This window comes from Streptomyces novaecaesareae (assembly GCF_000716875.1).
In the GTDB taxonomy this organism is placed as follows: Bacteria; Actinomycetota; Actinomycetes; order Streptomycetales; family Streptomycetaceae; genus Kitasatospora; species Kitasatospora novaecaesareae.
This window is the reverse complement of the sequence record NZ_JNWQ01000007.1, coordinates 73,201-97,176: the sequence shown is the minus strand read 5'-3', so window position 1 is coordinate 97,176 and position 23,976 is coordinate 73,201. Positions and strand designations below refer to the sequence as shown.

At 71.7% G+C, this 23,976-nt stretch carries 24 protein-coding genes and 1 pseudogene; 12 read left to right on the top strand and 13 right to left on the bottom strand.

Features of this window, described 5'->3' with window-relative positions:
• Positions 1-126: 126 nt before the first annotated feature.
• The 3 genes and pseudogenes from OP86_RS04550 to cobU form a co-directional block, all read right to left on the bottom strand.
• A complete protein-coding gene (locus OP86_RS04550; RefSeq protein ID WP_030061081.1) occupies positions 127-918 on the bottom strand; it encodes an adenosylcobinamide-GDP ribazoletransferase in 792 nt (263 codons plus the stop codon).
• A 111-nt stretch (positions 919-1,029) separates the two neighbouring features.
• Positions 1,030-2,145, bottom strand: coding sequence for a nicotinate-nucleotide--dimethylbenzimidazole phosphoribosyltransferase (locus tag OP86_RS04545; protein ID WP_030061080.1), 1,116 nt, complete (start codon positions 2,143-2,145; stop codon positions 1,030-1,032).
• Positions 2,146-2,173: 28 nt separating this feature from the next.
• Positions 2,174-2,737 (bottom strand): annotated as a pseudogene (cobU, locus tag OP86_RS04540) (bifunctional adenosylcobinamide kinase/adenosylcobinamide-phosphate guanylyltransferase); the annotation flags it as partial.
• Positions 2,738-2,843: 106 nt separating this feature from the next.
• On the opposite strand from cobU, the gene OP86_RS04535 reads away from it, so the two are divergent.
• Positions 2,844-3,044, top strand: a complete 201-nt coding sequence (locus OP86_RS04535; RefSeq protein WP_030061078.1) for a hypothetical protein — start codon at positions 2,844-2,846, stop codon at positions 3,042-3,044.
• 22 nt (positions 3,045-3,066) lie between these two features.
• Here OP86_RS04535 and OP86_RS04530 read toward each other — a convergent pair whose 3' ends face one another.
• Together OP86_RS04530 and OP86_RS04525 are read right to left on the bottom strand one after the other, a co-directional pair.
• Positions 3,067-3,777 carry a class I SAM-dependent methyltransferase gene (locus tag OP86_RS04530; RefSeq protein WP_030257307.1) on the bottom strand — a complete coding sequence of 237 codons (711 nt, stop codon included), beginning with the start codon at positions 3,775-3,777 and terminating at the stop codon, positions 3,067-3,069.
• A 188-nt stretch (positions 3,778-3,965) separates the two neighbouring features.
• Entirely contained in the window at positions 3,966-4,565 is a 600-nt protein-coding gene (locus OP86_RS04525; RefSeq protein WP_234434923.1) for a DUF3043 domain-containing protein, read from the bottom strand.
• Between the two features lie 302 nt (positions 4,566-4,867).
• On the opposite strand from OP86_RS04525, the gene OP86_RS04520 reads away from it, so the two are divergent.
• Both OP86_RS04520 and pspAA read left to right on the top strand, forming a co-directional pair.
• Complete coding sequence (locus tag OP86_RS04520) at positions 4,868-5,674, top strand: PspA/IM30 family protein (protein ID WP_078588669.1); 807 nt, start codon at positions 4,868-4,870, stop codon at positions 5,672-5,674.
• A 37-nt stretch (positions 5,675-5,711) separates the two neighbouring features.
• Positions 5,712-6,005 carry a PspA-associated protein PspAA gene (gene pspAA, locus OP86_RS04515; protein WP_030061074.1) on the top strand — a complete coding sequence of 98 codons (294 nt, stop codon included), beginning with the start codon at positions 5,712-5,714 and terminating at the stop codon, positions 6,003-6,005.
• 76 nt (positions 6,006-6,081) lie between these two features.
• On the opposite strand, the gene nadA is transcribed toward pspAA, so the two are convergent.
• Positions 6,082-7,266 carry a quinolinate synthase NadA gene (nadA, locus tag OP86_RS04510; protein WP_030061073.1) on the bottom strand — a complete coding sequence of 395 codons (1,185 nt, stop codon included), beginning with the start codon at positions 7,264-7,266 and terminating at the stop codon, positions 6,082-6,084.
• 190 nt (positions 7,267-7,456) lie between these two features.
• Between nadA and OP86_RS04505 the strand changes: the two genes are divergently transcribed.
• The 3 genes from OP86_RS04505 to OP86_RS04495 all read left to right on the top strand — a co-directional run bounded on the left by OP86_RS04505 (position 7,457) and on the right by OP86_RS04495 (position 10,563).
• On the top strand, positions 7,457-8,380 hold the full coding sequence (locus OP86_RS04505) for an NADP-dependent oxidoreductase (protein WP_030257301.1): 924 nt from the start codon (positions 7,457-7,459) through the stop codon (positions 8,378-8,380).
• A gap of 156 nt (positions 8,381-8,536) precedes the next feature.
• The gene (locus OP86_RS04500) at positions 8,537-9,001 is read left to right on the top strand and encodes an Lrp/AsnC family transcriptional regulator (RefSeq protein WP_051829676.1); all 465 of its coding nucleotides are present in this window, start codon (positions 8,537-8,539) and stop codon (positions 8,999-9,001) included.
• A 194-nt stretch (positions 9,002-9,195) separates the two neighbouring features.
• On the top strand, positions 9,196-10,563 hold the full coding sequence (locus tag OP86_RS04495) for a pyridoxal phosphate-dependent decarboxylase family protein (protein ID WP_106973326.1): 1,368 nt from the start codon (positions 9,196-9,198) through the stop codon (positions 10,561-10,563).
• A 65-nt stretch (positions 10,564-10,628) separates the two neighbouring features.
• Here OP86_RS04495 and OP86_RS04490 read toward each other — a convergent pair whose 3' ends face one another.
• Positions 10,629-11,477, bottom strand: a complete 849-nt coding sequence (locus OP86_RS04490) for a GNAT family N-acetyltransferase (RefSeq protein ID WP_030257292.1) — start codon at positions 11,475-11,477, stop codon at positions 10,629-10,631.
• A 245-nt stretch (positions 11,478-11,722) separates the two neighbouring features.
• Between OP86_RS04490 and erpA the strand changes: the two genes are divergently transcribed.
• Positions 11,723-12,076 (top strand): iron-sulfur cluster insertion protein ErpA, encoded by a 354-nt coding sequence (gene erpA, locus OP86_RS04485; protein ID WP_030061066.1) that lies wholly within the window; start codon positions 11,723-11,725, stop codon positions 12,074-12,076.
• 82 nt (positions 12,077-12,158) lie between these two features.
• Here erpA and OP86_RS33315 read toward each other — a convergent pair whose 3' ends face one another.
• Positions 12,159-12,830, bottom strand: a complete 672-nt coding sequence (locus tag OP86_RS33315; RefSeq protein WP_051829675.1) for a hypothetical protein — start codon at positions 12,828-12,830, stop codon at positions 12,159-12,161.
• A gap of 104 nt (positions 12,831-12,934) precedes the next feature.
• Complete coding sequence (locus OP86_RS04475) at positions 12,935-13,141, bottom strand: hypothetical protein (RefSeq protein ID WP_030061064.1); 207 nt, start codon at positions 13,139-13,141, stop codon at positions 12,935-12,937.
• Between the two features lie 276 nt (positions 13,142-13,417).
• Here OP86_RS04475 and OP86_RS04470 point away from each other — a divergent pair, with 276 nt between their 5' ends.
• Positions 13,418-14,395: a carbohydrate kinase family protein gene (locus tag OP86_RS04470; protein WP_030061063.1), complete on the top strand. Its 978-nt coding sequence runs from the start codon at positions 13,418-13,420 to the stop codon at positions 14,393-14,395.
• On the opposite strand, the gene OP86_RS04465 is transcribed toward OP86_RS04470, so the two are convergent.
• Entirely contained in the window at positions 14,388-15,914 is a 1,527-nt protein-coding gene (locus OP86_RS04465; protein WP_030257288.1) for a cysteine desulfurase/sulfurtransferase TusA family protein, read from the bottom strand. The genes OP86_RS04470 and OP86_RS04465 overlap by 8 nt on opposite strands.
• A gap of 369 nt (positions 15,915-16,283) precedes the next feature.
• On the opposite strand from OP86_RS04465, the gene ctaC reads away from it, so the two are divergent.
• The 4 genes from ctaC (at position 16,284) to OP86_RS04445 (ending at position 20,754) form a co-directional block, all read left to right on the top strand.
• Entirely contained in the window at positions 16,284-17,138 is an 855-nt protein-coding gene (ctaC, locus tag OP86_RS04460; protein WP_030061061.1) for an aa3-type cytochrome oxidase subunit II, read from the top strand.
• Positions 17,135-18,910: an aa3-type cytochrome oxidase subunit I gene (ctaD, locus tag OP86_RS04455; RefSeq protein WP_030257286.1), complete on the top strand. Its 1,776-nt coding sequence runs from the start codon at positions 17,135-17,137 to the stop codon at positions 18,908-18,910. Before ctaC ends, ctaD begins: the two co-directional genes overlap by 4 nt.
• Positions 18,910-19,326: a cytochrome c oxidase subunit 4 gene (locus tag OP86_RS04450; protein WP_030055162.1), complete on the top strand. Its 417-nt coding sequence runs from the start codon at positions 18,910-18,912 to the stop codon at positions 19,324-19,326. The genes ctaD and OP86_RS04450 overlap by 1 nt, the downstream gene beginning before the upstream one ends.
• Before the next feature lie 171 nt (positions 19,327-19,497).
• Positions 19,498-20,754 (top strand): L,D-transpeptidase, encoded by a 1,257-nt coding sequence (locus OP86_RS04445; protein WP_051829674.1) that lies wholly within the window; start codon positions 19,498-19,500, stop codon positions 20,752-20,754.
• Positions 20,755-20,777: 23 nt separating this feature from the next.
• Here OP86_RS04445 and OP86_RS04440 read toward each other — a convergent pair whose 3' ends face one another.
• The 3 genes from OP86_RS04440 to qcrA form a co-directional block, all read right to left on the bottom strand.
• The gene (locus OP86_RS04440) at positions 20,778-21,149 is read right to left on the bottom strand and encodes a GntR family transcriptional regulator (protein WP_030055164.1); all 372 of its coding nucleotides are present in this window, start codon (positions 21,147-21,149) and stop codon (positions 20,778-20,780) included.
• 116 nt (positions 21,150-21,265) lie between these two features.
• Entirely contained in the window at positions 21,266-22,924 is a 1,659-nt protein-coding gene (gene qcrB, locus OP86_RS04435; RefSeq protein ID WP_030257279.1) for a cytochrome bc1 complex cytochrome b subunit, read from the bottom strand.
• On the bottom strand, positions 22,921-23,973 hold the full coding sequence (qcrA, locus tag OP86_RS04430; protein WP_030060213.1) for a cytochrome bc1 complex Rieske iron-sulfur subunit: 1,053 nt from the start codon (positions 23,971-23,973) through the stop codon (positions 22,921-22,923). Before qcrA ends, qcrB begins: the two co-directional genes overlap by 4 nt.
• Between the last annotated feature and the right edge of the window lie 3 nt (positions 23,974-23,976).

Here is a 23,976-nt window from a genome sequence, read left to right as displayed (position 1 = left end):
GGACGGGCACGCACACCAGAGGTCCCGGCTCCTCGGTACGCGCCGGGCGGCAGGACCTGCCACGGTGCAGGGCTGCGGTGCTCCACGCATGGTAGTCCGCATGGTGGGATCACGCGCCGCCCGGTGTCAGCCGAGCAACGCCAGGGCGAACAACGTGCCGGTCGCGGCGGTCTCGGCCATCGCCCCGAGCACGTCCCCGGTGATTCCGCCGAACCGTCGCACGCACCGTCCGAGCAGCAGCCGGGCGCAGCCCGCCCCGAGCACAAGGGCCAGCGGGAGGCGGAGGGCTGACCATCCGTCGAACAGTCCGAGCGCGGCCAGGGCCAGTGCCGTGCCGGCCGTCCCGGCGATCGCCCCGGCGGGTGTCACCGTGCTCGCCACCATCGCGCCCAACCCGCCCGGTCGGGCGGCCGGCACCGACCGCAGGCAGCCCCAGGCGAGCGCGCACCGGGCGGCCGCCGCCGAGGCCAGCACCGCGAGCGCGCCGCGCAGCGGCGAGTGCCCGAACTGCCCGGCCAGCGCCGCGATCTGCGCCAGCAGCGCGAGGACCAGGGTGAGCACGCCGAACGGGCCGATGTCGGACTGCTTCATGATGCGCAGCGCGTCCTCGGCCGGCTTCCCGCTGCCCAGCCCGTCCGCGACGTCCGCCAGGCCGTCCAGGTGCAGCCCGCGGGTCAGCCCGGCGAGCACCCCCACCGCCGTCACCGCGCCGAGCGGCCCGCCCGCCCGCCAGGCCACCAGCGCCCCCGCCCCGGCCGCCAGGGCCCCCAGTGCCAGCCCCACCACCGGAGCCGCCACCATCGCCCGCGCCCCCGCAGCCCGGTCCCACCGCTCCACCCGCACCCGCAGCACCGACAGGGTCCCGAACGCGAACCGCAGCCCGTCCCCCCAGGTGGCCCGATCCCGGCGGTCCGTCATCGCCCTCACTCCTCACTGCCCCGTACGAAGCCCTGTACGAAGCCCTGCACAGAACAGACCCCCAGCGCCCCTGACGGGGAGCTGGGGGTCATGTTGTCGAAGCCCCTGGTGCTACAGCCTCCTGAGCAGGTCCGCCGCCGAGGGCAGCTTCGGCTGCTCCTTCGGTGCGGCCGGCACGTACGGCTTCGGCGCCTCGTCGGCGAGCGCGTCTCCCGCCGCCTGCAGCAGCGGCAGCGCCAGCAGCGCGCCGACGCCCTCGCCCAGGATGATCCCCTGGTCCTGCAGCGGGGTCAGGGTCAGCCGGTCGTACGCCTTCGCCTGCGCGGGCTCGCCACTGGACTGCCCGGCCCGCCACCACTCCGGCGCCCGGAAGGCGATCCGCTGGGCGACCAGCGCGCAGGCCGCCGAGACCACTCCGTCCAGCACCACCGGCAGCCGTCGCACGGCCGCCTGCAGCAGGAAGCCGGTGATCGCCGCGAAGTCGGCCCCGCCGGTGGCGCCGAGCAGCGCCAGCTGGTCGCCGAGCACCGGCCGGGCCCGCCGCAGCGAGTCCCGGATGGTGGCGCACTTGACCATCCACACCCGGTCGTCGATCCCGGAGCCGCGCCCGGTGACCGCCGCCGCGTCCGTCCCGCACAGCGCGCCGACCAGGACGCCGGCCACCGTGGTGGAGCCGACCCCGAGGTCGCCGAGCAGCACCAGGTCGGTGCCGGCGTCGGCCTCCTCGTCGGCGACGGCCATGCCGGCCCGGAACGCCCGGGCGGTCTCCTCCGGGGTGAGCGCGTCCTCGATGTCGATCCGCCCGGAGCCGCGCCGGATCCGGTGGGTGACCACCTCGTCCGGGAAGTCCGCCGGGTCGGTGTCCACCGCGACGTCGACGATCCGCACCTCGGCGCCGTAGCGCGAGGCCAGTCGGGCCACCGGAGCGGAGCCGTCCAGCACGGCCCGCACCCGGGCCGCGGTGCCGCCCTCGGCGGGCAGCCGGGACACCCCGAGTGCCGCCACGCCGTGGTCGGCGGCGAACAGCAGCACCTTGGGCGCGGAGACCGGCCGCACCGGCGAGCGCCCCTGTACGGAGGCCAGCCAGCTGCCCAGCTCCTCCAGCTTGCCGAGCCCGCCGCGCGGCCGGCCGGCCGCCTGCCAGCGCTCCTCGGCGGCCCGCCGGGCGCTCTCGTCGGGGCGCTCGACGAGCGAGGAGAACGTATCGAGATCCACGGTCGTGTCCATCGTCGGGAAGGCTACACGCCGAAGGTGTTCAGCCCGCGGCTGGCTTGACGGTCAGCACCTGACCGGCCACGACGAGCAGGACGCGCTCGGAGGCGTCCGCCACGGCCATGTTGAGCCGGCCCAGGGTGTCGCGGAACCGGCGGCCGGCGGCGGTCCCCGGGACGACCCCCATGCCGACCTCGTTGCTCACCGCGACGACGGTCCGCCCGGTCGCCGCCCAGGCCGCCGCCAGCGCCTCGCAGCGCCGCTGCACGGCGACCTCACCGCCGTCCGCCCACACCGCGTCGTCCCAGGCGCCGCACTCGTCCATCACCGCGGTCAGCCACAGGGCCAGGCAGTCGACCAGCACCGGCGCCGGGTCGGCGGTGTCGGCCAGGACGGCCTCCAGGTCGCAGGTCTCCGCGGTGCGCCAGCTCGCCGGCCGGCGCTCACGGTGCAGGGCGACCCGCTGCGCCCACTCGGCGTCGCCGTCCCGGGTGCCGCCGGTGGCCACGTACAGGACGTCCGGGTGGCCGGCGAGCAGCTGCTCGGCGCGGGTGGACTTGCCGGAGCGGGCGCCGCCGAGCAGCAGCGTCCGGGGGAGCGGGGGGTGGGTCGCCATGCGGCCCATCCTGCCCGACCAGGCATACGGAAGATCGGGCCGGGCAGGCTATGGTGCGCAGCAACACAGGCAGTGTCGTCGGTGGGAGGAGCCGGACATGGCGTGGACGTGGCGGTACGAGAAGGCGGACGGCAGTGCGGTGACGCCCGGCGGCAGCCAGGAGGAGTTCGCCGGCCAGGGGGACGCCGAGACCTGGATCGGGGAGAGCTGGAAGCAGCTCGCGGAGGACGGCGTCGACACGGCGGTGCTCCTGGAGGACGACCGGGTGATCTACTCGATGAGCCTGCACGAGGCGTAGGCCCCGGCAGGACCACGTGGGGCTACTTCGACCCGATCACGTGCAGCAGCGCGGCGACCTGCCGGTACGGGTCGGTGCGGCCGGCCCGGTCCTCGGCTTCGAGCAGCTGGGCCAGCTGCCGCCCGTCCACCGGCGGGGCCGCGTCGTCGGGGGCGTTGTCGGTGAAGACCCGCACGCCGTACCAGTGCCGGATCGGCACCGACACCTCGGAGAGGGTGACGGAGAGGTCGGCGAGCCGGTCGGCGCGGGCGGCCAGCCCGAGCCGGTTGTAGTACCGGTCGCTCTCGAAGGCGTGCAGGGCGGCCCGCCAGTCGCCGGCGGCGGCGGGCCGCAGCGCGAGCGCGTCCCGGTTGCGGACCAGCAGCGAGAGCAGCCCGCCGGGCGCCAGCAGCCGGGCCAGCGAGGCGATCATCGGGTCCGGGTCGGGCAGGTACATCAGGACGCCGTGGCAGAGCACCACGTCGAAGCTGCGCGGGCCGAACCAGCGCCCGCACTGGTGGCCGTCCCCGCTGAGCAGCTGGAGCCGGCCGCTGACCTCCGGCGGCTCCTCGGCGAGCGCCCCCTGGGCGACGCCGAGCGCGACCGGGTCCGAGTCGATCCCGGTGACGTAGTGGCCGGCCCGGGCCAGCCGCAGCGCCTGGGTGCCCTGGCCGCAGCCGATGTCGAGGACGCGCTGCGCGCTGCGGCCGGTGAGCTGTTCGGCGAGCTGGCGGGTGACGAGTTCCTGGCGCACGTAGTTGCGCAGTCCGCCGAGCCGGTCCAGCCAGGCGGCGGTGCCGCCGGCGAACGACCCGCTGCGCGAGGGCAGCCGACGCTCCTGGGCGAGCCGGTCGTGGCCGCCGTCGCCCTGCCCCGGAAGCGCGTACAGGCCGGGCCCCTCCCAGGAAGGCGGGGCCCAGCCGGAGTCGACCGGTTCGGCGGTCAGGGCTTCTCCCCGCGCCGCACCTGCGGCTTGGGCAGTCGCAGGCGGCGCATCTGCAGGGTGCGCATGATCCCGTAGGCGACCGTGCCGCGGGTGTTCTCGTTCGGGAAGCGCTCGGCGAGCTGCTTGCGCAGACCGAGGCCCAGGCGGACGAAGTCCAGGATCACGAAGACGAAGAACAGCAGGAACAGCAGCGTGGAGAGCACCTGGATCTGGGTCACCTTGATGATGCTGAGCACCAGGATGACCACGGCGGCCGGCAGGAAGAACTCGGCGAGCGACCAGCGGGCGTCCACGTAGTCGCGGGCGAACTTGCGCCACGGGTCCTTGTCGCGGGCCGGCAGGTGGCGCTCGTCGCCGCTCATCAGCGCCTGGCGCTGCTTCTCGCGCTCGGCCCGCATCCGGTCGCGCGCCTGGCGGGAGGCCTCCTTGCGGTCCTTGGGCACCGTCACCCTGGTGCGCCGGCCGGCCTCGGCCTCGCTGCGCTTGGGGGTGGGGCGGCCCTTCTTGGCCTCCGGGTGGCGGCCTTGGGGCGTCTCGTCCTGCTTCTCCAGCACGGTGGCGGAGGCGGCGGCATCATCTGAACGGCGTCGGAACACACCACCAGCGTACGGGGTGCGGAGCGGCTTCCACGGGTGCCCTCGGAACCGAACGCATATCGATACCGCGAGCCGGCCGTCCGGACCCGGCATTCCCGGGGACTTCCCGTAGGGGATCAGTCGGATGGACGATGGAGGGGATGAGGGGCGGATCCACCCGGGGGATGAGGAAACGCCACTGGTCGCTGTAGCAGTCTTGTTGCAGGCAGGTGCACTGCGGCGATGGGCTCGCTGCACATACACTCGTCGTGTCTGGTAACGAGATAGAGACCGCAGGCCGGAGAAGGGGGCACCCGAGGCCCATGAGCGACGGAATCATGAAGCGTATGGGGTTGATCTTCCGCTCCAAGGCGAACAAGGCCTTGGATCGGGCGGAGGATCCCCGTGAGACGCTCGACTACTCCTACCAGAAGCAGCTCGAACTGCTGCAGAAGGTACGGCGTGGTGTCGCGGACGTCGCGACCTCGCGCAAGCGCCTCGAACTCCAGCTGACCCAGCTCCAGCAGCAGTCGGCCAAGTACGAGGACCAGGGCCGCAAGGCGCTGTCCCTCGGCCGTGAGGACCTCGCGCGCGAGGCGCTGACCCGCAAGGCCAACATGCAGTCCCAGATCACCGATCTGGAGACGCAGTACCAGCAGCTGCAGGCCGAGGAGGAGAAGCTCACCCTCGCCTCCCAGCGGCTCCAGGCCAAGGTGGACGCCTTCCGCACCAAGAAGGAGACCATCAAGGCGACGTACACCGCCGCGCAGGCGCAGACCCGCATCGCCGAGTCCTTCTCGGGCATCTCGGAGGAGATGGGCGACGTCGGCCTGGCCATCCAGCGGGCCGAGGACAAGACGGCCCAGATGCAGGCCCGGGCCGGTGCCATCGACGAGCTGCTCGCCTCCGGCGCGCTCGACGACGCGAGCGGTCTCGGCCGCAAGGACGACATCGAGGCCGAGCTGGAGCGCGTGGCCGGCGGGTCCGACGTCGAGCTGGAGCTGGCCCGGATGAAGGCCGAGCTGTCCGGCGGTCCCGCGTCCGGCCCGGCCGCGATCGAGCAGGGCAAGCCGCAGGACGCCAAGCCGCCGCAGCAGCAGGACACCCCGCGCATCAACTACAACAAGTGATCTGAGCTCGACCCCACGAACCAGGGAGACGCACGGCATGATCATGAGGGTCATGGGTGAAGGGCAGTTCGAGGTGGGCGAGGACCACCTGAACCTGCTCAACGAGCTCGACGCGGAGCTCGTCACCGCAGTGGACTCGGGGGACGAGGAGCTCTTCCGCCAGGCCTACGGCAAGCTGCTGGACGCGGTGAAGCAGTTCGGCACCCCGGTGCCGCTGGATTCGCTGGAGCCGTCCGAGCTGATCCTGCCGAACGCCGACGCGACGATCGACGAGGTCCGCGAGCTGCTGATGGCCGACGGCGAAGGCGTCATCCCGGGCTTCCCCGAGTAACGCTGCGGCCGCTGCCAGACGAAAGGGCGGGCCCCCTCCGGTGGGAGGGGGCCCGCCCTTTCGTGCTGGGATCCGGCTACGGCAGGGCCAGCATCCGGTCCAGTGCCGCCTTGGCGTACTTCTCGGTCTCCGGGTCGACGGTGATCACGTTCGGCACCCGGCCCTCGACCAGCGACTCCAGCGCCCAGACCAGGTGCGGCAGGTCGATCCGGTTCATGGTCGAGCAGAAGCAGACCGCGCGGTCCAGGAAGACGATCTCCTTGTCCGGGTGCGCCTTGGCCAGGCGGCGGACGAGGTTCAGCTCGGTGCCGATGGCCCACTTGGAGCCGGGCTCGGCGGCGTCCAGCGCCTTGATGATGTACTCGGTCGAGCCCACCATGTCGGCGGCCGCGACGACCTCGTGCTTGCACTCGGGGTGCACCAGGACGGTCACGCCGGGGATCCGCTCGCGGACGTCGTTCACCGAGTCCAGGCTGAACCGGCCGTGCACCGAGCAGTGGCCGCGCCAGAGGATCATCTTCGCGTTCCGCAGCTGCTCGGCGGTCAGGCCGCCGTTCGGCCGGTGCGGGTTGTAGACGACGCAGTCGTCCAGCGAGAAGCCCATCTCGCGCACCGCGGTGTTGCGGCCGAGGTGCTGGTCGGGCAGGAACAGCACCTTCTGGCCCTGCTCGAACGCCCACTCCAGCGCGCGCTTGGCGTTGGACGAGGTGCAGATGGTGCCGCCGTGGCGGCCGGTGAAGGCCTTGATGTCGGCGGAGGAGTTCATGTACGAGACCGGGACGGTCACGTCGGCTATGCCGGCGTCGGTCAGCACGTCCCAGCACTCGGCGACCTGCTCGGCGGTGGCCATGTCGGCCATCGAACAGCCGGCCGCGAGGTCCGGCAGGACGACCTGCTGGGCGTCGCCGGTGAGGATGTCCGCGGACTCGGCCATGAAGTGCACGCCGCAGAAGACGATGTACTCGGCCTCGGGGCGGGCGGCCGCGTCGCGCGCGAGCTTGAAGGAGTCGCCGGTGACGTCGGCGAACTCGATCACCTCGTCGCGCTGGTAGTGGTGGCCGAGGATGAAGACGCGGTCGCCGAGCGCGGCCTTGGCCGCCCGGGCGCGCTCGACGAGGTTCGGGTCGGAGGCCGGGGGGAGGTCACCGGGGCACTCGACGCCGCGCTCGCTGTTCGGGTCGGCCTCGCGGCCGAGCAGCAGCAGAGCGAGCGGCGTCGGAGTGGGGTCGACGCCGTAGGTCTCGGTGATGGTGGTGGTCACGGGCGGGTGCCCTTCTGTGTGGCCGATCAAGCGGTGAAGCCTTTTCGTCTAACTGACGCTATCTATGATAACCGGTTCGCGTCAGAGTGACGATGGCCATCCTGTCGATGTGACGAGAACCGCTCGCCGAATCGGATGCTTCCGGGCGTATCCGAATCGATATTTCGAAGCCCCCGGGTATGGCTGGGGCATGAAAGCAATCGCGATCAACCGCTACGGCGGCCCCGAGGTGGTCGAGTACACCGATCTGCCCGACCCCAAGGTCGGCCCGGACTCGGTCCTGGTGGAGGTCCGGGCGGCCGGGGTGAACCCGGTGGACTGGAAGGTCCGGGACGGCGCCCTGGACGGCGTGCTCGACGCCCACTTCCCCCTGGTCATGGGCTGGGACGCGGCCGGGGTGGTCCGCGCGGTCGGCGGCGGGGTCACCGAGTTCGCCCCGGGCGACGAGGTGTACGGCTACGTCCGCAAGGACGCCGTCGAGCACGGCACCTACGCCGAACTGGTCTCCGCCCCGGTCCGCACCCTCGCCCGCAAGCCGGCCGCACTGGACTGGGCGCAGGCGGGCGGCCTGCCGCTGGCCGGGCTCACCGCGCTCCAGGGCCTGAAGGCGCTGCGGCTCGCCGAGGGGGAGACCGTCCTGGTGCACGCCGCGGCGGGCGGGGTCGGCCACCTGGCCGTGCAGCTGGCCCGGGCCCGCGGCGCCCGGGTGATCGGCACCGCGGCCGAGCGCAACCACGACTACCTGCGGGGCCTGGGCGCCGAGCCGGTCGCCTACGGCGAGGGCCTGGCCGACCGGGTCCGCGCCCTCGCCCCCGACGGGGTGGACGCGGCCCTCGACCTGGTCGGCCGCGGCGCCGTCCAGGTCTCGGCCGGCCTGGTGGCCGACCCCGGCCGGATCGCCTCGGTCGCGGACTTCGGGGTCAGGGCCCTCGGCGGCCGGTACGTGTGGGTCCGCCCGGACGCCGACGGCCTCGCCGAACTGGCCGCGCTCGCCGACGACGGCCGGCTGACCGTCACCGTCGCCTCCACCTTCCCGCTGGCCCAGGCCGCCTCCGCCCAGGCGCTCAGCGCGGAGGGCCGCACCCGCGGCAAGATCGTCCTGCTCGTCGGTTAGCGTCCCCTGACGGCCGCCCGCCCGTCATCCGTCGGCGGTGAACTCGTTCAGGTCATCCGACAGAATGGTGGCGAACCGTTTCGGCAGTGGTCGGCAGTGGCCGCCACCACCGGGACGCCCCGCCGAACCCCGCACGACCCGTGGAGCCCCGCACCGATGAGCAGCAGCCGAGCGCACGAGGTGGTCGGGGCCGACCTGGACGAGACCGACCGGCTGCTGCTCGCCCGCCTCGGCCGCGACGGCCGCGCCTCGTACGCCGAGATCGGCCTGCAGGTGAACCTCTCCGCCACCGCCGTGCGCCGGCGGATCGACCGGCTGCGGGCGCGCGGCGTGGTGCGGGGCTTCACCGTGGTGCTCGACCCGGCCGTCCTCGGCTGGCAGACCGAGGCCTTCGTCGAGGTCTACTGCCGCGAGCGCACCGCCCCCGAGGAGATCCTCGCCAGCCTGCGGCAGTTCCCCGAGGTCGTCGCCGCCTGGACGGTCACCGGCGACCCGGACGCCCTGGTCCACCTGAGAGCCGCCGACATGCGCCATCTGGAGGCCGTCATCGAGCGCATCCGGCGCGAGCCCGGGGTCCAGCGCAGCCGCTCCTCGGTGGTGCTCTCCCAGCTCATCGGCTGACCCCGGGCTGGTACGCAGGAATCCTGCGCGCACCCGCCCGAAGACGCTCGAAACCTGCCTGACCAGCCGCGTTCCGACGCGCGGCGAAGCACTCCGGCTGCCTACGCTGATCACGTCCGGTCGTCGCGGTGAAGCCTCCCCGCCGACCGGGCCGGATCCTCACCCCGACACCCCACAGCCGAGAGGGACCAGCCGTGTCCGCAGCCCCCGACCGCATGCACCGGCCCGACAACGAACTCGTCGACCTGGTTTTCGACTACATGCGGGAGCGGCTGCAGTACGACCCCGTCCCGCTCGACCACCCCGGTGACGGCGAGCACCTGCGCGCCCAGCTGTCCGGCCTGCTGAACCAGGACGGCAACAACCCCGTCGACGTCCTCAAGCTCTACGACCACGAGCTGTCCCGCGCGGTCATCTCCGCCGACAGCCCGCGCTACCTGTCCTTCATCCCGTGCGCCCCGACCAAGGCCGCGCTGCTGTTCGACATGGTCGTCTCCTGCGCCTCGCTGCAGGGCATCTCCTGGCTGGAGGCGGCCGGCGCGATCGCCGCCGAGAACCAGGTGCTGCGCCTGATCGCCGACCGCGCCGGCCTCCCGCAGACGGCCGGCGGCTGCTTCGTCTCCGGCGGCTCGGCGGGCAACCTCTCCGCCCTGGTGGTCGCCCGCGACACCGCCCGCCGCCGCCTCGGCGTCGGCCCGGAGGCGCGGCTGCGGATAGCCGTCGCCGACCAGGTCCACTCCTCGGTCAAGAACACCTTCAACATCATCGGCGTCGAGGCCTTCAAGGTCCCGACCGTCGACCGGCGGTTCACCGGCGAGGCGCTGCGCGCCGCGCTGGCCGCCGACCCGAACCCTGAGACGGTGATCGCCGTCGTCGGCACCGGCGGCACCACCAACGAGGGCATCGTCGACGACCTCGCCGGCCTGGCCGAGGTCGCCCGCGAGCGGGACCTGTGGTTCCACGTGGACGGCGCCTACGGCGGCGCGGGCCTGTTCGCCCCCTCGGTGCGCGAGCGCTACAACGGCATCGAGCACGCCGACTCCTTCGTCGTCGACCCGCACAAGTGGCTGTTCGCCCCCTTCGACTGCGCCGCGCTGATCTACCGCAACCCGCAGCTCGCCCGCGCCGTGCACACCCAGGACGCCTCCTACCTGGACGTCCTGCACACCGACGGCGACGAGTGGAACCCCACCGACTACGCCTACCACCTGACCCGGCGCGCCCGCGGCCTGCCGCTCTGGTTCTCGCTGGCCGTGCACGGCGTCCAGGCCTACACCGACGCCATCGAGGCCGGCCTCACGCTCGCCCGGGACACCGCGCAGCTGATCCGCGAGACCGACTACCTGGAGCTGCTGTTCGACCCGCAGCTCTCGGCGGTCTGCTTCAAGCGCAAGGGCTGGACCAACGACGACTACTACCGCTGGTCGCAGCAGCTGCTCGCGGACCAGATCGGCTTCGTCACCCCCACCGGCTGGGACGGCGAGACGGTCGCCCGCTTCGCCTTCCTGCACCCGGGCACGACCATGGAGATGGTCAAGGAGATCCTGGACACCATGGCCTGATCGAGGCCCCCACGGCCTGGATGTGCGGCCCCACCGGCTCCCGGTGGGGCCGCCCGCATTGCGGCCTACAGGAACGCCCCGCTCGGCAGGTACGGCGTCGGCGGCCGCATCCCGCGCACCCCGACGAAGCCCCCGGCCCGCGGGGTCAGCCCGACCTCCAGACCGACGTCCAGCGCCCACTCCTGCTCCGCGGTGAGGAACTCCAGCCGGGCCTCGACCCCGTACGGCACCCGGGCCAGTGCCTCGCGCAGCAGCCGGGCGGCGATCCGCTTGCTGGTGGCCGCCAGCAGCTTCACCGCGCCGCCGTCCCGGTAGCAGTAGCCGCTGCCGGCCAGTGCGTCGGCGATCAGCAGCTCCTCGAAGTGACCCAGCATCAGCTCGTGGTCGGGTCCGTGCGCGGAGCCGCGCAGCCGGCGGTCCACCGAGTCCAGCAGGTGCAGGTGGGTGGCGTTGCCGCGGTGCACCGGGATGTCCCCCGGGTCGAGCAGCCCCTCCCGGTCGACCCGTCCGGACAGCCGCATCGCCGGGTGCAGGGTGAACCCGGCCAGCCTGTAGCGGCGCACCGCCGCCGCGGAGTCCGAGGCGCAGACCATCCCGCGCAGACAGCCCCGCGCGTGCGTCGCCGCCCGTTCCAGCAGCAGCCGCCCGACGCCCTTGCCCTGCGCGGACGGCCGCACCGCGTACAGGGACGGCGACCACAGCCCCTCCCGGCGCATCGACAGCACCACCCCGACCGGCTCCCCGCCGCTCTCGGCCAGCCAGCAGCCCCCGGGGTCGGTCCGCGCCAGGTGTCTGGTCCTCGCCAGCCGCAGCGGCGCCGGCCCGGCACCGGCGGGGTCGGCGGAGGCGGCGGCGGACAGCTCCCGGACGGCCTCCGCGTCCGCGGCGCTGTCCCTGACCGGGCGAAGGATCATGGGCACCATCCTGGCGTCCGGCGGGCCGCCGCGGGGCCGGTTCGCGCCGATCCACGACCGGGGCGGTGACCACTCCACCCGGGTTGTGCGAGCATGGGGAGCGTAGGGGCCACGGGTGGCACACCCGTCCCGCGGGTAACCAGCCGCGAACAGGCCGCAGAAATCCATCGCCGTCCCGGAAATGAATCCGGACGACCGGTGGTTGGCACTGGCGGCAGACCGTCGTCAAGACCGGGAGAAAGCAGATGACCGTCCAGGACGAGACCACCGTCGAGAGTGGCATCCTCCTTACCGATGCCGCCGCGGCCAAGGTCAAGGCCCTGCTGGAGCAGGAAGGCCGCGAGGACCTCGCGCTGCGCGTCGCCGTCCAGCCCGGTGGCTGCTCCGGCCTGCGTTACCAGCTGTTCTTCGACGAGCGCTCGCTCGACGGCGACGTGATCAAGGACTTCGGCGGTGTGAAGGTCGTCACCGACCGGATGAGCGCCCCGTACCTGGGCGGCGCCACCGTCGACTTCGTCGACACCATCGAGAAGCAGGGCTTCACCATCGACAACCCGAACGCCACCGGCTCCTGCGCCTGCGGCGACTCGTTCAGCTAAGCCCGCTGCGAAAGGCGGCCCCGGGTGCTCCCGGGGCCGCCTTTTCGTTTCCGTTCGTAGCCGGGTTCCGCTCGTCCGGCTGCTACTGGCCGGCGACGTCCGGGGTCACCGGGTCCGGCCCGGCGTGCGGGTCGCCCTCCAGCGGCAGCTCCTGCCCGCTGGTGCGGTCCACCACCGTCCGCCCGGCCAGCGGCGAGCGCAGATCGGCCGACACCGACTGCCGCTTGGCCAGCGCGTTGCAGACCTGCCCGGGCTGTACGGCCGGCGGGCCCGGCACGACCGTCACGTCCACCCGGCCGGGCTGCGACTCGTCCGCCTTCAGTGCGTACTTGGTGCAGACCCCGCCGAAGAAGTAGACGGTCAGCTTGGTGGTGCCGTCCACCCGGTAGGCGACCGGCGGGCGGGTCGGCGCAGTCGCACCGTTCGGGTTGGGCTCGCCCGGAGCGATCCCGTTGCCCGGGGGAGTGGCCGGATCGGGCTGCCCGGGCGGCGGCGAGGCCGGGGTGGGGGTGAAGCCGGTCGGCGGCTGGGCCGGCTGTGAGGCGCCCGAGGTGCCCGCGGACGGGCTGCCGGAGGGCGTCGGGGCCTGCGGGGAGGCGCTCGCCGAGGCCGAGGCACCGGCCGTGCCCGTCGCCGAGTCCGAGGCGGACTTGCCGCCCCCGTCGCAACCGGCCACCGTCATCACCGTCGCCAGCGCCAGACCCGCCAGGGCCAGGGCCCGCCGACCGCGCCGCGGCATCGTCTCCAGATCCATCTGCACATCCTCCCGAGAGCTCAGCGGTGCCGCCTCCTCGGCCGCTCCGCGCGGATGTGACGTGCTCCGGACGGATCCGGTTCCCACCGAGATCCCGTACCGGTTCAGAGGCCGTACTCGGGCATCCCGGCGACCACCCGCCGCGCCCCGGAGGGGACCCGGAAGCCGGCGGACGCCGGGGTGGTGGGCTCCGGGCCGGCCGTCAGCAGGGGCCAGAACCGGCGCAGCCGCCGGGAGGAGTCCACCAGGGCGTCGAGGGTCTCGCCGTCCTCGGCCCGCAGGCCGGGCAGCGGGGAGTGGTCGGTCGTCATCGGGCATCGCTCCGATCCGGCCGTGGCCGCGCTGCCACGGTCGACGTCGGGCCCGCCCGCGCGGCGGGCCTCCTGAGGCCGACCCTAGGCCGGGGTTCGTCCCGCCCACCAGTGCTACCCGGAGGTAGTACACGTTCGACGGCAAGGGGTGCCACCATGGCCGTGCGGGCGGCAACTTACGGCACTCTTGCCTGGCCGCGTCGCCGGGCCGGGTACCGTAAGTGGGTTCGACCCCGCCTGCCCGCTGGCCCCGCAGCCATCCTGAGGAGACCTTCCGTGCGTATCGCCGTCGCCGGCTCGATCGCCACCGACCACCTGATGACGTTCCCCGGCCGGTTCGCCGACCAGCTCGTCGCCGAGCAGCTCCACACCGTGTCGCTGTCCTTCCTGGTCGACACCCTGGACATCCGCCGCGGCGGCGTCGCGCCGAACATCGCGTTCGGCATGGGTGTGCTCGGGCTCCGCCCGGTCCTGGTCGGCGCCGCCGGTGCGGACTTCGCCGAGTACCGCAGCTGGCTGGAGCGCAACAACGTGGACTGCGACTCCGTCCACATCTCCGAGACCCGGCACACGGCCCGCTTCATGTGCACCACGGACGAGGACCACAACCAGATCGCCTCGTTCTACACCGGTGCCATGGCCGAGGCCCGCAGCATCGAGCTGAAGCCGATCGCCGACCGCGTCGGCGGCCTGGACCTCGTCCTGATCGGCGCCGACGACCCGCAGGGCATGGTCCGCCACACCCAGGAGTGCCGCACCCGCGGCTACGCCTTCGCCGCCGACCCCTCCCAGCAGCTGGCCCGCCTGGACGGCCACGACATCCGCGAGATCGTGGACGGCGCCGCGTACCTGTTCACCAACGAGTACGAGGCCGCGCTGATCGAGACCAAGACCGGCTGGGACGCCGAGGAGCTGCTGACCCGCGTCGGCACCCGGATCACCACCCTGGGCAGCAAGGGCGTCCGGATCGAGCGCAAGGGCGAGGCCCCGATCCTGGTCGGCTGCGCCAAGGAGGAGGCGAAGGTCGACCCGACCGGCGTCGGCGACGCCTTCCGGGCCGGCTTCCTCGCCGGCCTGTCCTGGGAGCTCGACCTGGAGCGCTCCGCCCAGCTCGGCTGCATGCTCGCCACCCTGGTGATCGAGACCGTCGGCACCCAGGAGTACGAGCTGCGCCCGGCCGGCTTCCTCAAGCGCTTCGAGGACACCTACGGCGCCGAGGCGGCCGCCGAGATCCGCGCGCACCTGGTCAAGTAGTCCGCCGGACGACGAGGTAGGCCGAGCCCCGGTCGCCGCCGTAGTCGGCGGCCGGGGCCTCGCCCACGTACTCCTGCCCGCGCATCCCGCACCAGGCCGGGATGTCCAGCCGGGCCGCCTCGTCGTCCGCCAGCACGACCACCGTGCCGCCCGGCGGCACCTCGCCGATCCGCTTCGCCAGCTCGATCACCGGCAGCGGGCAGCGCTTGCCCAGCGCGTCGATGACTGTGACTCGCCCGCTCGCCTCCGGGCGCTCGGACCCGGTGCCGACGTTCCTCGCTCCGGCACTCCCTCCTTCGTCGGTCGCTTGTCGCTCGTCGCTTTCGGCACCGGCGCGCCCTTCGGCTCGGGGCGGGGATCCCGCGCCAGCCGCCTTCACCGCCGGCGCCGGCAGGTCCAGCCCGAGCGGAGCCCGGACCCCGGCCACCAGCTCCGGCAGCACGGCGAGGAAGCGTTCCACGTCGGCCTCGGCCGTCCCGAACGGCAGCGAGACCCGGACGTTCCCCTCGGTGAGCACCCCCATCGCGGCCAGCACATGGCTGGGCGTCAGGGTGGAGGAGGTGCAGGAGGAGCCGGAGGAGACCGCGAAGCCCGCCCGGTCCAGCTCGGTCAGCAGCACCTCGCCGTCCACGTACAGGCAGGAGAAGGTGACGATGTGCGGCAGCCGTCGTACCGGGTCGCCGACCACCTCGACCTCGGGCACCAGCTGCGGCACCCGGGCCCGGATCCGCTCCACCAGCGCGTGCAGCCGGGCGTTCTCCTGCTCGGCCTCGGCCCGTACGGCCCGCAGCGAGGCGGCCGCGGCCACGATCGCCGGGACGTTGACGTAACCGGGCACCCGGCCGCCCTCGCGCTCGTCGGCGGGCAGCGGCGAGGCGTACCGGACGCCCTTGCGCACCGCCAGCACCCCGACCCCGGGCGGGCCGCCCCACTTGTGGGCGCTCGCGGTCAGCAGCGACCAGCCGGCCGGGACGTCCACCCGCCCGGCGCTCTGCGCCGCGTCCACCAGCAGCGGGACACCGGCCTCGGCGCACAGCGCGGCGACCTCGCCGACCGGCTGGACGGTGCCCACCTCGTGGTTGGCGCTCTGCAGCGCGGCCAGGGCGGTGTCCTGGCGCAGCAGCGCGCCGAAGGCCTCCGGGTCGACCCGGCCGCCCCGGTCCACCGGGACCACCGAGACCTCGCCGCCCGAGACCTCGTGCCGGTCGGCGACGTGCAGCACGCTGGAGTGCTCCACCGCCGAGTGGACCAGGTGGCCGCCGCGCCGTCGGTTCCCCGCCAGGGCGCCCAGCAGGCCGAGTTGGACGGCCTGCGTCCCGCTCGCGGTGAAGGCGATCTCGTCGGCCCGCGCGCCCAGCACCGCGGCGACCGTCTCCCGGGCGGCGTCGAGCAGCATCCGGGCCTGCCGGCCGGAGCGGTACAGCCGGGCCGGATCGGCCCAGCCCTCGTCCAGGGCGGCGGTCAGCGCCTGCCGCGCGACGGGGTGCAGAGGGGCCGTCGAGGCCACGTCGAAGTACACGGTCACATTTAACGACACTCCCGAGGCGCTTTCCGGTCCGATCGCGCGGCTCACCCACCGTCAGTCGATCACCCCGAATGTCCGCTTCGTCCGCGTCCGACGGGTCGTCACAGCCGTTGTCCGAGGTCATCCCCCGATCGGGCGTACGGACCTCGAATGCCTACGATGACCTGCGGCGTAGCGCATGCCGGGCCTGATCGGGCGACCGGGCGGCGCGTTACCGGGGGCTGCCCGTCAGGAGCGCATAAGGCTGGAGTAGGGTTTGGCCCGCATAAGCATTCAAACCGTGCCCGTGGACGGGTCGCCGGGGAGGCTCACACTCCTCCCCGGGGCGACGCGAAGGCGGGCGAGACTTCGGGAAGGCGCTACGTGAGTCCCAACGGCTCCGACCGCTCGCCGCGGCGCACGATGCGGCGGAAGCTGCCTCAGGCGCTGGCACTGGGCCTCGTCATCGCGACCGCCACCGGCTGCTCGGCCAACGACCTCCCCAGGCTTGGCCTCCCGAGCCCCGTCACCAAGGAAGGGCCGATGGTCCTCCAGATGTGGCAGGGGTCCTGGATCGCGGCGCTGGTGGTCGGCGTACTGATGTGGGGTCTGATCATCTGGAGCGTGATCTTCCACCGGCGCAAGCGCACCGGCGTGGAGGTCCCCCCGCAGACCCGGTACAACGTGCCCATCGAGGCGCTCTACACCGCGGTCCCCATCATCATCGTTTCGGTGCTCTTCTACTTCGTTGCCCGCGACGAGAGCAAGCTGACCGCCGTCTCCGAGAAGCCGCAGCACTACGTCAACGTGGTCGGCTTCCAGTGGAGCTGGGCGTTCAACTACGAGAACACCGAGACCCCTGACCCGGCCAACAAGGACGCCGCCTACGAGGTCGGCACTCCCAAGGACGTTCCGACGCTCTGGCTGCCGGTCAACGAGACGGTGCAGTTCCGTCTCACCTCGCGTGACGTCATCCACGACTTCTGGCCCGTCAACTTCATGATGAAGATGGACGTCGTGCCGGGCGTGGTGAACAAGTTCGAGGTCACCCCGACCGTCAAGGGCGAGTACATGGGCAAGTGTGCCGAGCTCTGCGGCACCGACCACTCGCGCATGCTGTTCAACGTCAAGGTCGTCGATCGCGCCGACTACGACAAGCACCTGGCCGAGCTTCGCGCCAAGGGCCAGAACGGTGCGGTGCCCTCCGGCCTCATCACCATGGGAAGTGAAGAGAAGTGACCATCCTCAACGAGCCCGCCGCGGCCGGCGGGGGCGCCGAGGCCGTCACGGTCGGGGCGCAGCGGACCCGGAAGCCGGGTTCGACCATCATCAAGTGGCTGACCACCACTGACCACAAGACGATCGGCACCCTGTACCTGGGCACGTCGTTCGCCTTCTTCCTGATCGGTGGCATCCTCGCCCTGGTCATGCGTGCCGAGCTGGCTCGTCCCGGGACCCAGATCCTGTCGAACGAGCAGTTCAACCAGGCGTTCACGATGCACGGCACGATCATGCTGCTGATGTTCGCGACGCCGCTGTTCGCGGGCTTCGCGAACTGGATCATGCCGCTGCAGATCGGCGCCCCGGACGTGGCGTTCCCGCGTCTGAACATGTTCGCGTACTGGCTGTACCTCTTCGGCTCGGTCATCGCCGTGGCCGGCTTCGTGACGCCGAACGGCGCCGCCAACTTCGGTTGGTTCGCCTACTCCCCGCTGTCGGACGCGGTGCACTCGCCCGGCATCGGCGGCGACATGTGGATCATGGGTCTGGCCTTCTCCGGCTTCGGCACGATCCTCGGTGCGGTCAACTTCATCACCACGATCATCTGCATGCGCGCGCCCGGCATGACGATGTTCCGGATGTCGATCTTCGTCTGGAACACCCTGCTGACCGCCGTGCTGGTCCTGCTGGCCTTCCCGGTCCTGGCCGCCGCGCTGTTCGCCCTGGAGGCCGACCGCAAGTTCGGTGCCCACGTCTTCGACCCGGCCAACGGCGGGGCGATGCTGTGGCAGCACCTGTTCTGGTTCTTCGGCCACCCCGAGGTGTACATCATCGCGCTGCCGTTCTTCGGCATCGTGTCGGAGATCATCCCGGTCTTCAGCCGCAAGCCGATGTTCGGCTACTCCGGCCTGATCGCGGCCACCATCGCGATCGCCGGTCTGTCCGTGACGGTGTGGGCGCACCACATGTACGTCACCGGACAGGTGCTGCTGCCGTTCTTCTCCTTCATGACCTTCCTGATCGCGGTCCCGACCGGTGTGAAGTTCTTCAACTGGGTCGGCACCATGTGGAAGGGCTCGCTGAGCTTCGAGACCCCGATGCTCTGGACGGTCGGCTTCCTGGTCACCTTCCTCTTCGGTGGTCTGACCGGTGTCCTGCTGGCCTCGCCGCCGATCGACTTCCACGTCTCGGACTCGTACTTCGTCGTCGCCCACTTCCACTACGTGGTCTTCGGCACCGTCGTGTTCGCGATGTTCGCCGGCTTCCACTTCTGGTGGCCGAAGATGACCGGCAAGATGCTGGACGAGCGCCTCGGCAAGATGACCTTCTGGACGCTGTTCTTCGGCTTCCACACCACCTTCCTGGTGCAGCACTGGCTCGGCGCGGAGGGCATGCCCCGCCGCTACGCCGACTACCTGGCCTCGGACGGCTTCACCACCCTGAACACGATCTCGACCATCGGCTCCTTCGTGCTGGGCCTGTCGATCCTGCCGTTCCTCTACAACGTCTGGAAGACCGCCAAGTACGGCGAGAAGGTCGCCGTGGACGACCCGTGGGGCTTCGGCCGCTCCCTGGAGTGGGCGACCTCCTGCCCGCCGCCGCGGCACAACTTCCTCACCCTGCCCCGGATCCGCTCCGAATCCCCGGCCTTCGACCTCCACCACCCGGAGATCGCCGCGCTGGACTACCTGGAGAACCACGGCGAGCCGGCCAAGCACCTCGCCGGTGTGACCCCGGCGAAGTACGACGCTCCCAAGCTGGGCAAGGGCAACAAGGAGGGCGACGCCTGATGAAGGAACAGGGAAAGATCTTCCTCGGCCTGTCGGTCTTCGTGCTGGCGATGGCCATCACCTACGGCCTGTGGACCAACAACTCGGGGCCGGGCCTCGAAGCCGCCGGTACCACCGCGCTGTTCCTGGCCTTCGCACTGTGCGCCTTCATCGGGTACTACCTCGCCTTCACCGCCCGCCGGGTGGACAGCGGCGCGGGTGACAACCCCGAGGCCGAGGTCGCGGACGACGCCGGCGAGCTGGGCTTCTTCGCCCCGCACAGCTGGCAGCCGCTCTCGCTGGCGCTCGGTGGCGCGCTCGCCTTCCTGGGCGTGATCTTCGGCTGGTGGCTGATGTTCTGGGCCGCCCCGATCATCCTGGTCGGCATCTTCGGATGGGTCTTCGAGTTCTACCGGGGCGAGAACCAGAACCAGTAGGGTTCCGCTCTCCGACACCAGGGCCGGTCCTCCCGCACGGGAGGACCGGCCCTGGTGCGTCCCCGGGGTGACGGCCTCACTCACCCGGGTGAACGGCGGGTCCCTCGGATGTCGCTCCGCCAGCAGGCGTTCCTACGATCGGATCAATCGTGCGAACCCTCGGAGGCGGTCATGGCCGACAGGCGCGGAATCGCAGGCATCGGCGGCATCTCGCTGGCCCTCGCAGTACTGGCCCCGGTGGCCGCCTGCTCGTCCGGTGACGACGAGTCCGCCGGGCCGCATCGGATCGACGCGGCCCCGCTGGTCCACCTCTCGGCGGACGGCAAGGTCGATCCCTCCCAACCGGTCACGGTGACGGCCGTGGCGGGCAGCCGGCTCACCGACGTCACCGTGGTCGGCCCGGACGGCCGGGTGGTCGCCGGGAAGCTCGCCGACGACCAGCGCAGCTGGCAGACCACCGGCCGGCTGAAGGCCGCCACCGCGTACTTCGTGCGCGTCTCCGCCGACGACGGCAAGGGCGGCCGCGGCGACACCACCGCGAACTTCAGCACCCTCGCCGCCCAGCGCCTGCTCACCGCGAAGCTCGGCCCGGACTCCTCCGGCAGCGGCGTCTACGGGGTGGGCCAGCCGCTCACCGTGCAGCTCTCCGAGGCGGTGAAGGACCCGCAGGCCCGCCAGGAGGTCGAGCGCGACCTGACCGTCAGCTCCCAGCCCGCCGTCACGGGCGCCTGGTACTGGGTGGACGACAAGAACCTGCACTTCCGTCCGGAGGACTACTGGCCGGCCGGCACGACCGTCTCGCTGGCCTTCGACGGCACCGGCAGCCGGATCGCGGACGGCCTCTACGGGGGCGACCGCAGCGCGCTCAAGCTGCGGATCGGCGCGCGGGTGGAGTCGGTGATCGACGCGGCCGCCCACGAACTCACCCTCAAGCGTGACGGCGAGGTCGTGCGGACCATCCCGGTCACCACCGGCAAGCCGGGCTTCGACACCCGCAACGGCATCAAGGTGGTGCTCGGCCAGGAGCAGTCCGTCCGGATGAACGGCGAGACCATCGGCATAGCCACCGGCAGCTCGGAGGCGTACGACCTCGACGTGAAGTGGGCCACCCGGGTGACCTGGAGCGGCGAGTACGTGCACGCGGCGCCCTGGTCCGTCGGCTCGCAGGGCGTGGAGAACGTCAGCCACGGCTGTACCGGCATGAGCACCGACAACGCCAAGTGGTTCTACGACAACACCCGGGTGGGGGACCTGGTCACGGTGGTGAACAGCCGCGGCGCCGCGATGGAGGCGTTCGGCAACGGCTTCGGCGACTGGAACGTCGGCTGGACCGACTGGGTCAAGCACAGCGCCGTCGGACAGCCCCTCAGCACCACCGCACCGCCCGCCCAGGCCCCGGCCGCGGGGATGATCCGCCCGGAGGTCTGAGCGGCCGGGAGGGGGGCAGCCTCCTAGGCCTCGGGGTAGGCCAGCCGCAGGGCGGTGACCACCGCGGCCAGGGCGTCCGCGTGGGAGAGCCCGAGGCGGTCCGCGCGCTCGGCGTACTCGGTGGCGGCCGCGGCGGCCAGCCGGTGCGCGGTGTCCCCGGCGGCGGCGATCAGCGTGCCGCGCCGGCCGTGGGTCTCCACCACGCCGTCCGCCTCCAGCTCCCGGTAGGCCCGGGCGACGGTCCCGGCGGCCAGCCCCAGCTCCTCGGCCAGGGCCCGTACGGTCGGCAGCCGCAGGCCGGTCGGCAACTCGCCGGTGCGGGCCCGCTCGGCGATCTGGGCGCGGATCTGCTCGTACGGGGGAGTGGCGGAGTCGGGGTCGACGGAGAGCTGCACGGGGGCTCCTGGTGGCGTGGACGGATAAGGGCCGGCAGATGGGGAAAAGCCCGAGGGCCGCCGACCAGACGAACTCTGGTCGGCGGCCCTCGGGGTGACGCGGGGTCCGTACGGGATCAGTGGTGGCCGTGGCCGCTGGTGATCTCGTGGTGCTCCTCGGAGGTGGGCTTGGGGATCTGGCTGCCCTCGCCGTAGAAGCCGCGGGACAGCTTGGCCCGGGTGCGGGTGAGGACGCCGGCCTTGCGGGCCACGCCGTTCTCGTCCGCCTGGGCCGGCAGCTCGACCGGCTGGTTCTGCTCGTGCGCCGTGAGCTTGAACAGGTCCTTCTGCGGCAGCTGGGCGTGCACCTCGACGAACTCGCCGTGCGGCAGGCGCTTGATGACGCCCGTCTCGCGGCCGTGCAGCACCTTCTCCTTGTCACGGCGCTGGAGGCCGAGGCACCAGCGCTTGGTGATGATGAAGACGATGACCGGGACCGCGAAGAAGCCGACGCGGACGAAGTAGGTGATCGAGTTGATCGACAGGTGCAGGTGCGTGGCGAACAGGTCGTTGCCACCACCGACCAGCAGCACCAGGTACAGGCTGATCCAGGCGGCACCCAGGGCGGTGCGGACCGGGGCGTTGCGCGGGCGGTCCAGGATGTGGTGCTCGCGCTTGTCGCCGGTGATCCAGCCCTCGATGAACGGGTAGACCGCGATCGAGACCAGCACCAGCGGGAAGATCATCAGCGGGACGAACACACCCAGGTTCAGGGTGTGGCCCCACAGGCTGATCTCCCAGCCCGGCATGACACGGATCAGGCCCTCGGAGAAGCCCATGTACCAGTCGGGCTGGGCGTCCGTGGACACCTGGTCCGGACGGTACGGGCCGTAGGCCCAGATCGGGTTGATCGAGGCGATCGCCGAGATGGCGGCGATCAGACCGAAGACCAGGAAGAAGAAGCCACCGGCCTTGGCCATGTAGACCGGCATCAGCGGCATGCCGACGACGTTCTTCTCGGTCTTGCCCGGGCCCGCCCACTGGGTGTGCTTGTGGTAGAAGACCAGGATCAGGTGCGCCACCAGCAGGCCGAGCATGATGCCCGGGATCAGCAGCACGTGGATGGTGAAGAACCGCGGAATGATGTCGTGGCCGGGGAACTCGCCCCCGTACAGGAACATCTGCAGGTAGGTGCCGACCAGCGGGACGGCGAGGATCGCGCCTTCCATGAAGCGGATACCGGTACCCGACAGCAGGTCGTCCGGCAGCGAGTAGCCGAAGAAGCCGTCGAACATGCCCAGGACCAGCAGCAGGAAGCCGAAGACCCAGTTGATCTCACGGGGCTTGCGGAACGCGCCGGTGAAGAACACGCGCATCATGTGCACGAGCATCGCGGCCACGAAGACCAGCGCGGCCCAGTGGTGGATCTGACGGATCAGCAGACCGCCGCGGACCTCGAAGCTGATGTCCAGCGTCGAGGCGTAGGCCTCGGACATGCCGATGCCCTTGAGCGGGATGTACGACCCGTTGTAGATGACCTCGCCCATGGAGGGCTTGAAGAACAGCGTCAGGTAGACGCCGGTCAGGATGATGATGATGAACGAGTAGAGGCAGATCTCGCCCAGCATGAAGGACCAGTGGTCCGGGAAGATCTTCCGCAGGTTGGCCTTGGCGAGGGAGTAGATCCCCAGCCGGCCGTCCGTCCAGTCAGCCGCGGCCTCCCACTTGTTGGCAGGCTTGGCGCGCGTGCTGGAGGGCTTGGCGGCACCGGTCGTGGTGCTGCTCGCGCTACTCATCGAGCACGCTCCCAGAAGCTCGGGCCGACAGGCTCCTTGAAGTCGCCGGTGGCGACCAGGTTGCCCTTCTCGTCAGTGGTGATCTTCAGCTGCGGCAGCGGGTGGCCGGCCGGGCCGAAGATGACGCGGGCGCCGTCCGCCAGGTCGAAGGTCGACTGGTGGCAGGGGCAGAGCGCGTGGTGGGTCTGCTGCTCGTAGAGGCTGATCGGGCAGCCGACGTGCGTGCAGATCTTGGAGTAGGCGAGGATGCCCTCGAAGCCCAGCTCCTTGGACTTGTCGTCCTTGATGTCCTCGGGCGCGATGCGGACCAGCATCAGGGCGTCCTTGGCGATCCGCTGCTGGAAGTCCTCGCTGTGCGTGGACAGGCCCTCCGGCATGGCGAAGGTCAGCGAGCCGACGATGATGTCCTCGGGCTTCATCGGCTGCATGGTGCTCATGTTGACGAGCTGCAGCGGCTTGGTCTCCGTCGCCTCCTTCCAGCCGGTCTCCTGGAGCTTCTTCTCCGGGAGCGGGCCGAGGTCGCGGAGCAGGACCACGCCGGAGAGCGGGACCAGCGCCATCGAGCCGATGAGCGTGTTGCGGATCATCTTGCGGCGACCGAAGCCGGACTCGGCGGCACCGGTCTTGAACTGCTCGATGACGTCCGCGCGGACCTCGTCGTCAGCCTCGATCGGGTGACGCTCGGCCGGCAGCTCGACGTCCGACATCAGGGTGCGGGCCCAGTGGACCGCGCCCGCGCCGATCATGAACAGCGCGACGCCCAGGGTCAGGCCGAGCGCGAAGTTCAGCGCGCTGACCTTGCCGAGCGGGAAGATGTAGACGATCTTGTCCGGGTCGATGGCCACGTACGAGGCGATGAAGCCGATGGTGGCGAGCATCGAGATCACGAACATCAGCGACACCTGGCGCTCGGCGCGCTGGGCGGCCCGCTCGTCGATGTCGGTGCGACGGGGCTCGTGGGCCGGCAGGCCCGGGTCGGCGAACGGGTCGCCGTGGGCGGCCACCTCGCCGGCGGAGCCGTGGGACTCCGGGAGCTTCTCTTCTGACATGTC